This is a genomic window from Carnobacterium sp. FSL E2-0243 (genome assembly GCF_038003605.1).
Lineage (GTDB): Bacteria > Bacillota > Bacilli > Lactobacillales > Carnobacteriaceae > Carnobacterium > Carnobacterium maltaromaticum.
Map to the genome: position 1 here is coordinate 2176220 of NZ_JBBOPM010000001.1, position 14251 is coordinate 2190470.

General features: G+C 34.5%; 15 protein-coding genes. 3 read left to right on the forward strand and 12 right to left on the reverse strand.

The genetic code is table 11. The features are described 5' to 3' along the window. Nucleotides 1–5: 5 nt before the first annotated feature. From MHI00_RS10180 to MHI00_RS10230, 11 genes are all read right to left on the reverse strand, one after another. Nucleotides 6–683: a tetratricopeptide repeat protein gene (locus tag MHI00_RS10180; RefSeq protein ID WP_341113359.1), complete on the reverse strand. Its 678-nt coding sequence runs from the start codon at nt 681–683 to the stop codon at nt 6–8. 77 nt (nt 684–760) lie between these two features. Continuing rightward, entirely contained in the window at nt 761–1393 is a 633-nt protein-coding gene (locus tag MHI00_RS10185) for a histidine phosphatase family protein (protein WP_057000285.1), read from the reverse strand. Between the two features lie 141 nt (nt 1394–1534). After that, nucleotides 1535–1990 carry a hypothetical protein gene (locus tag MHI00_RS10190; protein ID WP_057000284.1) on the reverse strand — a complete coding sequence of 152 codons (456 nt, stop codon included), beginning with the start codon at nt 1988–1990 and terminating at the stop codon, nt 1535–1537. Between the two features lie 167 nt (nt 1991–2157). Beyond that, entirely contained in the window at nt 2158–3297 is a 1140-nt protein-coding gene (mnmA, locus tag MHI00_RS10195) for a tRNA 2-thiouridine(34) synthase MnmA (RefSeq protein ID WP_257613355.1), read from the reverse strand. Nucleotides 3298–3507: 210 nt separating this feature from the next. After that, nucleotides 3508–3852 (reverse strand): DUF1831 domain-containing protein, encoded by a 345-nt coding sequence (locus MHI00_RS10200; RefSeq protein ID WP_010050560.1) that lies wholly within the window; start codon nt 3850–3852, stop codon nt 3508–3510. A gap of 462 nt (nt 3853–4314) precedes the next feature. Then, on the reverse strand, nt 4315–5460 hold the full coding sequence (locus MHI00_RS10205; RefSeq protein WP_317914543.1) for a cysteine desulfurase family protein: 1146 nt from the start codon (nt 5458–5460) through the stop codon (nt 4315–4317). 313 nt (nt 5461–5773) lie between these two features. Next, entirely contained in the window at nt 5774–8050 is a 2277-nt protein-coding gene (gene gshAB, locus MHI00_RS10210) for a bifunctional glutamate--cysteine ligase GshA/glutathione synthetase GshB (RefSeq protein ID WP_341113366.1), read from the reverse strand. A gap of 14 nt (nt 8051–8064) precedes the next feature. Further along, entirely contained in the window at nt 8065–8574 is a 510-nt protein-coding gene (locus tag MHI00_RS10215; protein ID WP_010050552.1) for a haloacid dehalogenase, read from the reverse strand. A gap of 197 nt (nt 8575–8771) precedes the next feature. Continuing rightward, on the reverse strand, nt 8772–10097 hold the full coding sequence (locus tag MHI00_RS10220) for a hypothetical protein (protein ID WP_341113371.1): 1326 nt from the start codon (nt 10095–10097) through the stop codon (nt 8772–8774). Nucleotides 10098–10308: 211 nt separating this feature from the next. Next, nucleotides 10309–11028 carry an LrgB family protein gene (locus tag MHI00_RS10225; protein ID WP_035064077.1) on the reverse strand — a complete coding sequence of 240 codons (720 nt, stop codon included), beginning with the start codon at nt 11026–11028 and terminating at the stop codon, nt 10309–10311. Beyond that, the gene (locus tag MHI00_RS10230) at nt 10994–11407 is read right to left on the reverse strand and encodes a CidA/LrgA family protein (RefSeq protein ID WP_010050545.1); all 414 of its coding nucleotides are present in this window, start codon (nt 11405–11407) and stop codon (nt 10994–10996) included. Before MHI00_RS10230 ends, MHI00_RS10225 begins: the two co-directional genes overlap by 35 nt. A gap of 315 nt (nt 11408–11722) precedes the next feature. Here MHI00_RS10230 and MHI00_RS10235 point away from each other — a divergent pair, with 315 nt between their 5' ends. Together MHI00_RS10235 and MHI00_RS10240 are read left to right on the forward strand one after the other, a co-directional pair. Next, nucleotides 11723–13000 carry a replication-associated recombination protein A gene (locus MHI00_RS10235; RefSeq protein ID WP_010050544.1) on the forward strand — a complete coding sequence of 426 codons (1278 nt, stop codon included), beginning with the start codon at nt 11723–11725 and terminating at the stop codon, nt 12998–13000. A gap of 86 nt (nt 13001–13086) precedes the next feature. Further along, a complete protein-coding gene (locus tag MHI00_RS10240; RefSeq protein WP_341113376.1) occupies nt 13087–13380 on the forward strand; it encodes a hypothetical protein in 294 nt (97 codons plus the stop codon). A 32-nt stretch (nt 13381–13412) separates the two neighbouring features. On the opposite strand, the gene MHI00_RS10245 is transcribed toward MHI00_RS10240, so the two are convergent. After that, nucleotides 13413–13643, reverse strand: coding sequence for a hypothetical protein (locus tag MHI00_RS10245; RefSeq protein ID WP_010050542.1), 231 nt, complete (start codon nt 13641–13643; stop codon nt 13413–13415). A gap of 142 nt (nt 13644–13785) precedes the next feature. Here MHI00_RS10245 and MHI00_RS10250 point away from each other — a divergent pair, with 142 nt between their 5' ends. After that, nucleotides 13786–14250, forward strand: coding sequence for a universal stress protein (locus tag MHI00_RS10250; protein ID WP_010050541.1), 465 nt, complete (start codon nt 13786–13788; stop codon nt 14248–14250). Nucleotide 14251 lies beyond the last annotated feature (1 nt).

The window sequence follows — 14251 nt, forward strand, 5'->3', positions numbered from 1 at the left end:
TTTGGCTAGTCCTCATTTTTTTGAATAAATGCTTGAATTTCAGCTAACTGCTGTCTGTTTTTTTGATAAAAAACGGGATCTAATTCCATTGATTGGTTAAAATAGCTTTCAACAAGTTTTTTTTCTTCGTTTAAAACTAAACTGGTTAAACCTCTTTTAAACCAAGCTTCCGCGTTTTTAGGCGTTACTTCTGTCACTTTTTTGAAATATTCTTGAGCTTGTTTGAAATCTTTAATTTGCATAAACGTATTTCCCATCACGATTAATACGTCACTATCCGTTCCATCTATTTCCTCAGCGGTAAGTAAGTATACTAAAGCTTTTTGAGGATTTCCTAATGCTATATAGCACTGAGCAATCATCACTAAACTATCTTTTTTTAAATACGTATCTTGTTGAAAAACAGCTAAAAATGCATGAATTCCTTGAGGATAATCTTCAATTTGATAGTAATAGGTTCCAAAAGCATATAAAATTTCTGGATGGTTTGGACTTTTTTCATTTGCCACAAGCAAAATAGCTTTCGCATCTTCTTCTTTTTTGGCAACCAATAGCATATTGGCCAAATTATAATAACTTGCCATATTTTCAGGATTTTCTTCAATTTGATTAAATAAAACTTGGATAGCTTCGCTGTATTCTCCCTTATCCCACAGTTCAAAAGCTTTTAAATTCTCATCCATTTGCCACACTCCTGACTCTTTCTCAGCCTTACTATTTTACACCATCTTAAGCTGATAAACCAGACTTTTCAATGAGCTTAGTTCAAAGAATCTAGATGGCTTGTATCATTCCATAAAATTAATTCATAACCTAACTCATTCATTTCAATAATACTTAAACTGCTATTATCTAAGCCACCTGCTTTTCTAATCTGTTCCAACGGTTTTCCTGATAGTGTTTGAATAAGCGCAACTAGTGTCGCACCATGACCGACAAACAATAAGTTCTCATTTGGATTTTGCATAACGGCTTCCTCAACGACAACCACACTCCGTTTAATCATCTCACTAAATGTTTCGCCTCCAAATTCACTGGGATCATACTCATGAGGATTATTTCTTAGATGGTGCATCTGCTCTGGGTAGGCATCAATAGCATCTAGAATCAACTGTCCCTCTAGTTCACCTAAACCAAATTCTTTTAGACCTTCTTTTTGGATTATTTCAGGTTTGATTAGTAATTCATCCATTAAAACATTGGCTGTTTCAATTGCTCGTTTTTGAGGACTAACATAGACTTTAGAAAATGAAATTTTCTTCAGTCGTTCACCAAGGAGAGCTGTTTCAAAATAACTTTCTTCTAACAATGGAGAGTCACCTTTGCTCCCTTGCAATTTCATAGCTAAATTCCATTCTGTTTTTCCATGCCTTACAAAATATAATTTTGCCATCCTCTCACGCCCTCTTCTCACTTTTATCCTATTATCCTTGAATGGAGTAATAAATTCAAGGATAGAGCTAGCATTTTCATACTCTTTTCATTATTTTTGGCTTTTTCTAGTTACTAGATTTCAAAATTTTTTTATAACGTTTTAATCTTCAATCAATAATTGATTTAATAGTGCATGATAGCGTATAACTAATGTCAATGATAGCTCATTTGTTAGTCGGCTATTTTCAAGTAACCAATCATACATTTCTTGATAATCTTGCTCTTTCTGCTCTTTTGTATACTTTGTTGGATTTTCTGGGTCGACTAGTTTAATTCCATGTTCCATAAATAATTCCAAATCTGAAAACTCAAGTATTTTTATGTAATTGATGAGCAAATAGGCAATTGTTGGGTTTAATTGGTTGAAATAGTGCTCCACGCCCTCTACTGTTGTAATCGCAACTAATTTAATCGTTTCCTTAAAGACCACGTACCAATTTTCTTCGGTATTTTGTATTTTTTTCTCTTCGCCACACATACTGGCTACTATTGATAATAGTGGGTTTTTCTTGAATTTATCAGGATTTTGTCTGATAAGATTTTTAATCTCTTCCATATCTAGTTCACTCCTTTCTTAATCTAAAAAGCATACCTTTTTTTATTGAGCCTTGTCAATTTTATTATTTACATAAAGCAGAAAAGTGCAACTTTTTTCACACCTTGTTAAAAAAACAGCCAAGAATCAAAATTCTTGGCTGTTTTTTTATTCTATTTAGTTACTTTTTAAACATATTGTAAAACTTTGGCATCATTATAGGCAACATCAATTGTACCGCCACCTAAACATTCCATACCATCATAAAATACAACTGCTTGTCCAGGCGTAATCGCACGTACAGGCTCGTCAAATTCAACTCGAGCAGTTGTTCCATCTTCGTTTAAATGAACTGTCACACCTGTGTCTGTTTGACGATAACGGAATTTTGCTGTGCACTTGAATTCTCTTGGCATTTCTTTCATTGTTGTAAAATGAATGTCTGTTGCATCTAAATGAGTTGCATATAACCATTCATGGTGGAACCCTTGTCCAACATACAATGTATTACTTGCTAAGTCTTTGCCGATAACAAACCAAGGTTCGCTAGATGCTCCGCCGCCACCAATACCTAAGCCTTGGCGTTGACCAATTGTGTAGTACATTAAGCCATCATGTTCCCCTTTTACTTCGCCTTCAGGAGTCACCATTTTGCCTTTTTGAGCTGGCAAATAGGTCATTAAGAATTTTTTGAAATCTCGTTCTCCTATAAAACAAACACCGGTTGAATCTTTTTTCTTCGCTGTTGCTAATCCAGCTTCTTCAGCAATTCTACGCACTTCTGATTTTTCCATGCCTCCTAAGGGAAACATTGTTTTAGCTAATTGTTCTTGTGATAATTGATTTAAAAAGTAAGTTTGATCTTTATTTGTATCCACACCACGCAACATATGAGTGACACCTGCTTCATCTCGTTCAACTTGAGCATAATGTCCTGTCGCAACGTAATCGGCACCTAAGCTCATTGCGTAGTCTAGAAAAGCTTTAAATTTAATTTCTTTGTTACACATCACATCAGGGTTTGGCGTTCTACCTAATTTATATTCGTCTAAAAAGTATTGGAAAACATTATCCCAATATTGCTTTTCAAAATTGATCGAATAATAAGGAATCCCAATTTGGTTCGCCACACGAATCACATCATTGTAATCTTCCGTTGCTGTACATACACCAGCTTCGTTTGTGTCATCCCAGTTCTTCATAAAAATCCCCACTACGTCATAGCCTTGCTCTTTCAGCAATAAAGCTGTAACAGATGAGTCAACTCCGCCACTCATGCCAACTACGACACGTGTTTTGCTGTTGTCTGTCATTTCTTTCACCATCATTTCAAATAGATTCTGAAAATCTTTACGATTTGAAGGTCGTATTTTTCCAGTCTTAATCATTATAACGGCTTTTAATGATAAATCAAGATTAATGTATTGAATAACAATGAACATTTCTATTAAATTTTACTATCTGTTCTATTTTTGTCACTATTTTAATTAATTCGTTCAAAAAAGCAGCTAGAGTCTCTCTCTAACTGCTTTTCTTCTTTATTCAGCTTTTTCCATTACACCACGTTCAATAAATCCATCCATAATAAATTTAAATTTGTCTACGCTCATTTTAAAGTTTTCATTTGTATAAATGTTAACTGCTCTTAGCCCATTGCTAGTTGTAGTTGACATCTTAAACGTTTTTAAATCTTTATTAACAATAATTTTCAATTTAATTCCTTGTTTATTTTCTGGTGATCCATCCAAAGGACGAATAAATTGATAATTGCCAGAGCTGGTTTCTTCAAAACCGTTATCACGTAATGTAAATTTTTTGACGTTTGGCGTCAAGCGATACTTTTCTGTTGATCCGACTAAACTTGCTGTTGTTTCAAATGCCATTTAAGGTCACCTCTTCATTAGATTTTCCATTACTATATAAACCCTTTACATTACTACTATATCATACAATCCGTCTCTTCTTCTACTTTAATTTTTTACTTTAATGAACTGACAACAGCAGGTGGCAAATTTGTACGACATCTTACATTTTTGTTCCTATTAATGCATTAAATGTCCTTGTATACTAAAGTTAAATAATGTAAAGCATTGATCAAGCTCAACAAACTTTTTATTAGGCTAGTTCTTTTGAGCCAACTCCTCGAGAAAAAGATGAAAATTCGAGAGGATAAAAAGCGTCCTATCAATTTTCCCAATTTTCTTGCCGGAGCTAAACGGCTCAACAAACTTTTTATTTTAGGAGGACGAATGTATGAAGTGGGATCGTTTATTCAAGTACCAAGCTATCATCGGGGTATTATTTTTTATTGGCATGATTACTTGGGCAATTCTTTATTTAACTACCTAATTTATTTTTAATCGGCTAACAAATAAAGCTAGTTTATCAGTTAACTCAGAGAGCATTTCTGAAGTTGTTCCAAGCCCAAAACTGATCCGTACAGATTCTGAAATCCGAGGATTTTCAGGGCCATACATCGCAGTTAAAACATGACTAGGTTCAACATTTCCAGCTGTACACGCTGATCCTGCTGAAATTGCAATTCCCATCAAATCTAAGTTCATCAGCAATTGCTCAGAGGAAACACCTTTAATCCAGATATTCACTATGTGAGCTAAACCGTTTTGTTGGTCCCCATTAATCTCAAAATCAATTTTTGCATCCACTAAATTCTTAATCAACTGACCTTTATATCCTTGATATTTTTCACGACGCTCCATTTTTTCGGCCGCGATAATTTCAACAGCCTTTTTAAATCCTACAATAGCTGGAATGTTTTCTGTTCCTGCCCGACGTTTGGTTTCTTGTTCCCCACCGCGCATAAAGCTAGGCAAATGGATGCCTTCGCTAATATAAAGGAATCCGACACCTTTTGGTCCATTAATCTTATGCGCTGAGACAGATAATAAATCAATCTGGTCTCTCTTCACGTCTATATCTTCTAACCCATATGCTTGAACTGCATCTGTATGAAAGTAGCTATCTGTTTCAGCAACAATTTCTCCGATTTTGGCAATATCCATCAAGGTTCCAACTTCATTATTACCATACATAATTGAAACTAATGTAGTATCTGGTCTAATCGCTTCTCGGACTGCTTCGGGATCAACTCTACCGAATGTATCAACTGGTAAATAGGTCACTTCAAAACCTAATGACTCCAAATACTCCATGGGTTCTAAAACTGCATGGTGTTCAATTTGTGATGTGATTAGGTGCTTCCCAGTTTCTTGCCTAGATAAAGCCGTTTCAATGATTGCAGTATTGTCACTTTCAGTTCCGCCACTTGTAATGACAATTTCACTTTGTTTAGCACCAATACTTTTTGCAAATGTTAATCGAGCATCGTCTAATAATCGTCTAGAGTCCCGCCCAAAGTTATGAATACTTGAAGCATTTCCATAATGGTTTTTCATTGCTTCGTAAGTCACTTCCAAAACCTCTGGATGAACTGGACTAGTTGCAGCATGATCTAAATATATTTTTTCCATAATTAGCTCCTATCTATAGGTAACAAATCCATTTATGCTTCAAATTCTATCATGAATTTACCTTTTCAACAAATACTTCCTTTGATTTAGGTCGTTTTTTTATTTTTATGAAATAGAGGCTGGGACCAAAGTCCTCAGCCTCTATTAATTGTTCATTTTGATTATACTGTTGGGCCCAGAATAATCCGGTCTCACCTAGTTTAAATTGGTTATGATTCTCATAAACTGCTACAAGTTTCCTCAATCGATGATATCAATTGCTGGCTTTTGTTTCTAGTTTAACTGAATCAGAACAGTTTTTCATAACTAATTCTTAAAATATGCCTAACTCTGGAAACAGCATATCTAAAACAGCCATTGTTAACCTACGTCCTTGTCCTTTGTACGGAAAAGTATGCATATGCATCGCCGGATTAAAATTCGCCTCAATAACTGCATAGCCAGGATTTGTTTTGGTGCTAGGTTTTGTATAATCTGGAATAATTAAGTCAACTCCGCAAACGACCGCTCCCAAAGCTTTAGTCATATTGATTGCAGCTTGTTTGTACGAGTCATCAATTGTATCTGTATAGTCAAATGAGTCTCCACCAGTACTGATATTTGAATTCTCTCTTAGGTAAACAATCGTACCTTTTGTTGGAATACTTTGAATTGTATAGCCTTGTTCTTTTAGCATCAGTTGTTCAATTTCGCCTAATTGAATTAATTCTAGTGGTGCTAAGTGGTCTGTACCACGTAACGGGTCTTTATTCTTTTCTTTAACTAAGGCCTCAATAGTCTGTTCACCATTTCCAACTACATTGGCTGGCATCCGCAGCATAATCGCTTTTACAGCATCTCCGATGACAAAGAAACGATACTCTGTACCTGTAATAAATTCTTCGACTAATATAGCTTTATCTTCTTTAAATGCAAAATCAATCGCCAATTCGTAATCTTCTCTAGACGGACCATCTTTAAATATTGAAATTCCCACTCCAAAGTTTGTTGATTTAGGTTTCACAACAATTCCTTTACCAGCATAATTCCAATAAGCCCCTTTAGCCTCTCGTGCATTTTGATATTCTTCACCTGCAGGAACTTTATAGCCTGCGCCAGCTAGAACTTTTTTTGTCACTGTTTTATTTTCCATAATCAATGGTGCGATATATTGATCTTTTGAGGTCATATTCGCATTTTTCACATACTCTATATGATCTAAGTGACGCAGTTTTAAAAATTGCTCACTAGCATCTAGAATCCCTACTTCTATGCCTTTTTGAATCGCATCAAACATCAGCAATTGGGTTGATAACTCCATTGATGTGAAACCACGTAAGCTATAAGGTTTTAAAAAGGCTTCCTCTTTATATTGACGACTTAACTTCATACCAAGCTCTTTAAAAGATCCCACTTTGGCTATATCCTTAATTAAGCGGGCACTTATTGTTTTTTGCGGATCTAGAATTTGTGCTTTTGCCTGTATGACCAACTCTTTCATTTCAGTTGAAAACTCACAAGATTGAAGCATTTCAAGCATATTATCAACTAAGCGAATCGCTTCTTGTTGAAAATTAGAAACTGTATTTGGGTGCTCTAATGCCGTTTTTTCATTCATTAAGTTCCCAACTTCTATTTCTTCAACAGTCGCAATTTTATCCATCCAGACCAACGACATCAAGAATAAATGAATAAATTTCATATCCTCTTTCGTCATACCAAAAGCTGCATATGGATTAAAATCAAACATTCTAAACTCTAAGTAATGAATACCATCCGTTAATAGATCTCGATTTTTTTTGCCGCCTCTTAAACGAACTGCTGAATAAAATTCTTTTTCTTCACTTAATGCACCTTTATTTACAAGTTCTTCAATGTCTTCTACATAACTTTCTAATGACTCAAAAGAAACTTGGATTTCCTTCGTATTTACATAGCCATAATGGCTACCTCGGATACTACGAACATAATCTTTTAAAGGCTCTTGGTCTGCTTGATAGAAATTAGAAGCTACTGTTGGAGAAGCACCAAATAAATAAGTTAAAACCCAGCGATAGCGTAAAAAGTTTTTAGCTAATTTCATATAGACTTCTGATTTAAATTGACTATACTCTTTTATGCTTGATTGCCCTTGATATAAAGCATTTAAAAAGCCAGCATCTAATTCAAAATTGTAATGAATGCCCGAAACCATTTGCTTTTTCTTACCATATTTTTCAGCTAAGTGTATACGATAAGCAACATCCTCTTGATTATCCAACTTGGCTACTGAAATCTGCGCTTCTTCTGGCAATGCGCCAGGCATACTCATAGGCCAAATATATTCATCTTTTGGCAGCGAACGTTCTGTTACGTCATGAATGGCTGCTAACCAATTATATAATTCATCAATTGATTCAACTGGAGGTGTAATTAACTCAAGTTGAGATTCACTAAAATCTGTTTGTATATAGGGATGAAAACTACGATTCCCAAAAATAGCAGGATGATCTGTCAAAGCTAAATCACCAGTTGGTGTGACACGCAAGCCTTCTTTTTCAAGTCCAAATGTTCCTTTTAAGAAAGCTGGTCCTAATTTTTCATTTTTAATCCGTGTTTTAATATCATTCATAATTGACCCTCTTCTTATAGTTGTTTTTGTCGTTCAATTTCAGCCTTTATTTTACTTTCAGGAGCAAAGTCGGTTTCCCAATTATCAGGTTTTAAAACTTTGCCATCTCCTTCTCGATAATGAGGTTTGCCATCTGGAAATAATTTCCCCATATTTGCCTGATGAACAAAATTAAAAATCGGTCTGGGATCAACCCCTAATAAAACAAATGAACCATAGTTAAAGTAGTTTGCATCTGTGAGTGCATCTACTTGACCAATTAATTTATCTTCAACGGGTTTGGCTTCTGTTTTGATTTTTTTAACCGTTTTTGTAATTCCCTCTTGCCACTTTGCGACAAGTTGATCAAATGCAACCAAATCTCCTTCAACTGTTGCATATAAAAATTCTAGTATTTCTTCTGTTGTAAAATCTGCGCGATATAACGCTTCTTCAACAGTAAATGCTGTTGGTGTCTTATTAGTAGCTGGACTAAAGGTCTCGTGAAATTCCTTTACTTGCTCAAACTCAGATGCTAGTGTCATTATTTAATAACTCCTTTGATCGTAATACTTTGCTTCATAATTATAGCCTACTTACTTTATAAAAGAAAAAGATGCGCTCAAAAAATTGAAAAAATTCAGTTTAATTTTTAAAATTGTTAGAAAGTTGTCAAATTTAGCTATAATCGTTAAAAAAAGCCTCCAAAATTAAATAGTACTCTAATTTTGGAGGCTACTATCTATTCTGTTCTTTTTTTTTGATCCATCAAACGTTTACGTAACACAATATTTTCTGATTCAACTAATTTTCTCTGAGTTCCCTGTTTACGAACTAAATTTTTCAACTCTTCAAGATTTTGGACTAACGCTTCGTGTTCAAATTTAGCTTTAGCCAATTGATCTTTTTCAGTCATTACTTCCTGTAAACTTTGAGTTAACTCTGTTGTTTTTTTAGCCAATTCATCATTTTTTTCAATTAACCATTCATTTTTTTTCGTTAATTTCTTCGTTCCGCTTTCAAAACGACCATCTGTTAGCGTAGTGTAAATGAGGTATGAACCTAAGAAAGCCGACAAAATGGGCAATACAACTGAATTTTGACCAAATAAAGAGATTAATACTACATTTACTCCAGCAACTAAACAAATATAAAGTCCAATTGAAAAAGATTTATCTTTTCTTTCTTGATCCATGTCTTGATAAAAATCACTTTGATTTTGTAGTTCGTGAACTTTTAATTGTAGTTCATCTAACTCAGTTTGTGTTTTTTGATATAAAGCTCTTTCTTTTTCGACAAACCTTTGTTCTACTTGTTCTTGATACAAAGAAAACCACTCTTTCTCTCGCGTAAGACGTAGGAAATCATCGGATAATTTAGCCTGATGTTCAGCCTTTTCTTCTAATAATTCTTGAGCTGTTCCGTCTCGCAAATCGGCTGCCTTAAGTTGGGCCTCAGACAAAAGTAATAAGGACTCTTGTTTAGCTTCATCTTTAGTTTGATTGGCTTCGTTACGAGCATCCCTTAACAAAGCTTGCTCTTTCTCATTTAAGCTTGCTTCTAATTCAGCTTGCTTTTTTTGATAAACCAAATTGAGTTCATCTAAGCGCCTAGCCAATTCTTTATCTTGTTCTTGCTTTTCTTTTTCAACCTCGGCTTGGTAATCCATTAATTGAGCTTTTAAATTTATAATTTCATTTTGAACCGATTGATACATTTCATTGGATTCTTCATAAGCATTTTGTAAAATAGATTCTGCTTCTAGCTTAGCATTTTCTAAAACAAGCTTTTCTTTATCCGCGATTTTTTGATCAAGTTCATTTTTTTTCACTTCATATTCAGCAATTAGTTCACCAATTTTTGATTGATATTCTTTTTCCAGCTCTGCTTGTTTTTCTTCAAAGCGTTGAATGTTTAATTCATTCACTTTTGAAACAGACTCAGTAATCAATTCATTTAATGTTCCTTTTACAGTATCAACCATTTGATCAGTGATTGTCGTTGTATCTTCAATAATTTGGGGTTTAAACTGAATTTTTATTCTTTCGCGTTGTTCTGTATCTGACATGAATGAACTCCTCTCTCCACACTCCCTATTCCCAGTGTAAGTGGATTTTTGCCTTTATCTACTGTTCTTGTCTTCATTTAGACTAAACTCTTTTCTATTATCTCAAAAAACAGACAAAATTGCACCTTATTTAAACAAAATAACTGTTTATTAAATAAAAAAATACTCCTTCAAAGAACAAAGAGCTTTCTTAAAAGGAGAATTTTCAATTTTAGAAAAAAAGAACTAGAATAAATTTCATCATCAATGGTGCTACAAAAACAGTTACAACGCCAGTTACACCAATAGCTAAACCAGACATTGCCCCTTCTACATGCCCCATTTCTAAGGCTTTCGAGGTCCCAATTGCATGAGCAGATGTTCCTAAGGCGATACCTTTAGCAACTGGATCTTCCACTTTAAGTCTTTTTAAAATAGGTGGGCCAATTATTGAGCCAATAATTCCTGTTACAATTACCATAACTAGGGTGACAGTCGCAATACCATTCATTTTTTCTGAAATACCTAGCGCAATTGCCGTCGTAACTGATTTTGGCATAATAGAAACAATTAAATCTTTTTTTAAATGCAAGGCAACTGCCAACGCTCCTGTGAGAAAAGTACTTGCAATCGTTCCACATATAATTCCAGTTAAAATTGAACGAACATGTTTTTTTAACAAATGAAACGTATTATATAATGGAATTCCCAAAGCAACTGTTGCTGGAGTAATCAAGATATTTAAAATTGTTCCGCCTTCGAAATAATTTTCATACGAAATACGCCCAACTTTTAAGATAATAATGACAAAAATAGTTGACAAAACTAATGGGTTAAATAAAGGAAAAGGAAATTTTTTGAAAATAGCTAAAGCAAATAAATACATGCCAATAGACAACATTAAACCAAACATAGGATTACTTGTAAGTTCTTGATACACTTTTTGCGTCATCCTTTCTAGTTTCATCTAAGTCAACTGCACTATCTTCAAATCTCCGCTTAACTGCTTGGACAATTACGCCCACAAAAGCTACCGTGAAAGCTGTCGTGATAATTGAAACAAGTAATAATAACCACCACGTATCTTTAATAATCGGAAAATAAACCATGATTCCGACACCAGCAGGTAAAAATAGAATACTTAGATTTCCTAATAAAAAGCCCCCTACTGTTTCAACGTCTTTGACTTTCAAAATTTTAAATTCTAATGCTAAAAATAAAAATAACATGCCAATCACACTTCCTGGCACAGGTAAATTAAAGACCTTTGACAGTACTTCGCCTAAGAAAGAAAAGCTTAAAATGATTAAAAACTGTTTATAGATATTCATGAACATTCCTCCATACCCCCATAATATACCACATTTCACTCAAAAAAAGCGAAAAAAGTCTTGATTTTAGTGGGTTTTCTTGTAAAGTTATCTAACCTATTACAAAAACATAATGAAACCGAAACCATTTGAACATTCGTTCCCTTCCGTGGTAGGATTCATAATTAAATGGTATACTATTCTTATAGTTCTTACGAGTGAATAATCTAAACATAGATAAGTTTTTGATTTCATTAAGCTAGTTTCACATGTAATTCATACCAAAAAGAGGAATTCAAAAAATAAATCTGATCTATGCATATAAAGGAGGAAATTATGAATCAGCCATTAGCTTTTCGTATGCGGCCTACAAATATTGATCAAATTGTTGGCCAAACTCACCTTGTTGGAGAAGGAAAAATTATTCGACGTATGGTTGAGTCTAAAATGCTATCTTCGATGATTTTATATGGACCGCCTGGTATTGGAAAAACAAGTATTGCAAGTGCCATCGCAGGGTCAACAAAATATGCTTTTCGAATGTTGAATGCGGCAACAGATACAAAAAAAGACTTACAAATTGTCGTTGAAGAAGCCAAAATGAGCGGGACTGTCATCTTATTATTAGATGAGGTTCATCGTTTAGATAAACCAAAACAAGATTTTTTATTGCCTCATTTAGAAAATGGGCGTGTTGTAATGATTGGTGCTACAACTGAAAATCCTTATATTACAATCAATCCTGCGATTCGTAGTCGGACTCAGATTTTTGAATTAAAGCCACTAGAAATTTCTGATATTGAGGTGGCTATTGAACGGGCGCTAGTCGATAAGGTCAATGGACTAGGAGATAGCGCTGTAGAAGTCACTGAAGAAGCTTTACTGCATTTTGCAAGAGCAACTAACGGAGATTTACGCAGTTCCTTGAACGGGCTTGAGTTAGCCGTCAAATCGACTCACCCTAATCAAGATGGGCTCATTATCATTGATTTAGCTATCGCTGAAGAATGTGTCCAACGAAAAGCTCTGACTCATGACAAAAACGGCGATGCTCATTATGATGTGATTTCAGCATTACAAAAGTCGATTAGAGGTAGTGATGTAAATGCCGCTTTACATTATATGGGACGTTTGGTTGAAGCTGGAGACTTACCCATTATTGCTCGACGGTTAATGGTAATCGCATATGAAGATATCGGATTGGCAAATCCTGCAGCCGCAGCTCGAACTGTCACAGCTGTTCAAGCCGCAGAGAAATTGGGCTTTCCGGAAGCTCGAATCCCTTTAGCTAATGCCGTTGTCGACTTATGCTTGTCCCCAAAATCTAATTCGACTTACGTAGCGATAGATGCCGCTTTAAGTGATATTCGTGCTGGTAAAAGTGGCGATGTTCCAGACCATTTAAGAGACTCCCATTATAGCGGTGCTAAGGACCTTGGACGAGGAATCGACTATAAGTATCCTCATGCATACCCAGAGGCATGGGTAGATCAGCAATATCTACCAGATAAGTTAAAAAATGCAACTTATTATGTCCCTAATTATACAGGGAAATATGAAGCAAGCTTAGCAGGGCAATATGACAAGATTAACAAACTGAAAAAAAAGAAATGATTTTTTAGTTTATTGTTCTATTTTGATTGAAATTTATGTTATCCTAAATAGGAACTGTCACATTTATTGAAAGGAGTTTCTTAAGTATGACGATTTTAATGATTCTCTTTGCTTTAATTTTATTTGCAACTGCTGGTTTTTTATTATCGGGAAAAGCTAGTATTCTGATTATTAATGAAAAAGAAAATCAACATGCAGCAAATCAACATGCAGCAAATCAAGTGTTTTTTAAATCTTATGGTGCTCTACTATTATTATGTGGTATATTTGCACTTGTGTTAATTTTCATTCATTCAACTTGGCTTTTATTGCTATTTTTAGTTGCTACATGTGCCATAATGCTGCTATTAATACTCGGATTGAATCGAAGAATCGACTAAAAAGGTTAGGAGAGTATTTTTCTCCTAACCTTTTATTCTGTAGTAAATACATCTAGTGGCAATGTTGACACTGGGCCTGCTAGTCGCTCGATTAGTGCTGTCATTTTGACTGCTCCAACTCCCCGCTGCTTCGCAAAGTTTTCAAGGATTTCTGGGCTAATATCTTGTAAATAAATCAATTGATGCTCTATAGAATAGTTTTTAAATAGCTTAAATTTAGGCTCAGCAAAAACATCTTGGATTAAACAAAATTCTTTTTTCAAATTAAGAAATCCTTTCATTAGAAATTTAATAATTTAAAGAGTTCATGGTTTAGTTTTCTACTGTTTTAGTGTAAAATGAATGTAGAAGCTAAACTATATCTTCTATCATATCATAAAAATCAGATGAATTGGAGTGATTCACATGTTACAACAATACAAACGCATTTTAGTTGCCGTTGACGGATCTGAAGAAGCTGAATTAGCCTTTAAAAAAGCTGTTCATGTTGCGAACCGGAATGAATCCGCTTTACTTTTATTACATGTTATTGACACTAGAGCTTTTCAAAGTGTCTCAAGTTTTGATGGCGCCATGGCGGAACAAGCAACTGAGCAAGCTAAAAACACGATGGAAGAATATGTAAAATATGCAAAAAAACATGATGTCCAAGATGTTTCTTACACAATTGAGTATGGTTCTCCAAAAGCTCTAATTGCAAAACAAATACCTGAAGAGAAAAAAGTTGATTTAATTATGGTTGGTGCTACGGGTTTAAATGCTGTAGAACGTATATTTATTGGGTCTGTTTCAGAGTATGTTATCCGACAAGCTCCCTGTGATGTCTTAGTTGTACGAACTGACTTAGAGAATAAAATACCACAAAAATAAA

What these genes read in the sequence shown, in the direction of transcription:
- MHI00_RS10180 (WP_341113359.1), bottom strand. Translation starts at nt 683, where the DNA reads ATGGATGAGAATTTAAAAGCTTTTGAACTGTGGGATAAGGGAGAATAC.
- MHI00_RS10185 (WP_057000285.1), bottom strand. Translation starts at nt 1,393, where the DNA reads ATGGCAAAATTATATTTTGTAAGGCATGGAAAAACAGAATGGAATTTA.
- MHI00_RS10190 (WP_057000284.1), bottom strand. Translation starts at nt 1,990, where the DNA reads ATGGAAGAGATTAAAAATCTTATCAGACAAAATCCTGATAAATTCAAG.
- mnmA (WP_257613355.1), bottom strand. Translation starts at nt 3,297, where the DNA reads ATGATGGTGAAAGAAATGACAGACAACAGCAAAACACGTGTCGTAGTT.
- MHI00_RS10200 (WP_010050560.1), bottom strand. Translation starts at nt 3,852, where the DNA reads ATGGCATTTGAAACAACAGCAAGTTTAGTCGGATCAACAGAAAAGTAT.
- MHI00_RS10205 (WP_317914543.1), bottom strand. Translation starts at nt 5,460, where the DNA reads ATGGAAAAAATATATTTAGATCATGCTGCAACTAGTCCAGTTCATCCA.
- gshAB (WP_341113366.1), bottom strand. Translation starts at nt 8,050, where the DNA reads ATGAATGATATTAAAACACGGATTAAAAATGAAAAATTAGGACCAGCT.
- MHI00_RS10215 (WP_010050552.1), bottom strand. Translation starts at nt 8,574, where the DNA reads ATGACACTAGCATCTGAGTTTGAGCAAGTAAAGGAATTTCACGAGACC.
- MHI00_RS10220 (WP_341113371.1), bottom strand. Translation starts at nt 10,097, where the DNA reads ATGTCAGATACAGAACAACGCGAAAGAATAAAAATTCAGTTTAAACCC.
- MHI00_RS10225 (WP_035064077.1), bottom strand. Translation starts at nt 11,028, where the DNA reads ATGACGCAAAAAGTGTATCAAGAACTTACAAGTAATCCTATGTTTGGT.
- MHI00_RS10230 (WP_010050545.1), bottom strand. Translation starts at nt 11,407, where the DNA reads ATGAATATCTATAAACAGTTTTTAATCATTTTAAGCTTTTCTTTCTTA.
- MHI00_RS10235 (WP_010050544.1), top strand. Translation starts at nt 11,723, where the DNA reads ATGAATCAGCCATTAGCTTTTCGTATGCGGCCTACAAATATTGATCAA.
- MHI00_RS10240 (WP_341113376.1), top strand. Translation starts at nt 13,087, where the DNA reads ATGACGATTTTAATGATTCTCTTTGCTTTAATTTTATTTGCAACTGCT.
- MHI00_RS10250 (WP_010050541.1), top strand. Translation starts at nt 13,786, where the DNA reads ATGTTACAACAATACAAACGCATTTTAGTTGCCGTTGACGGATCTGAA.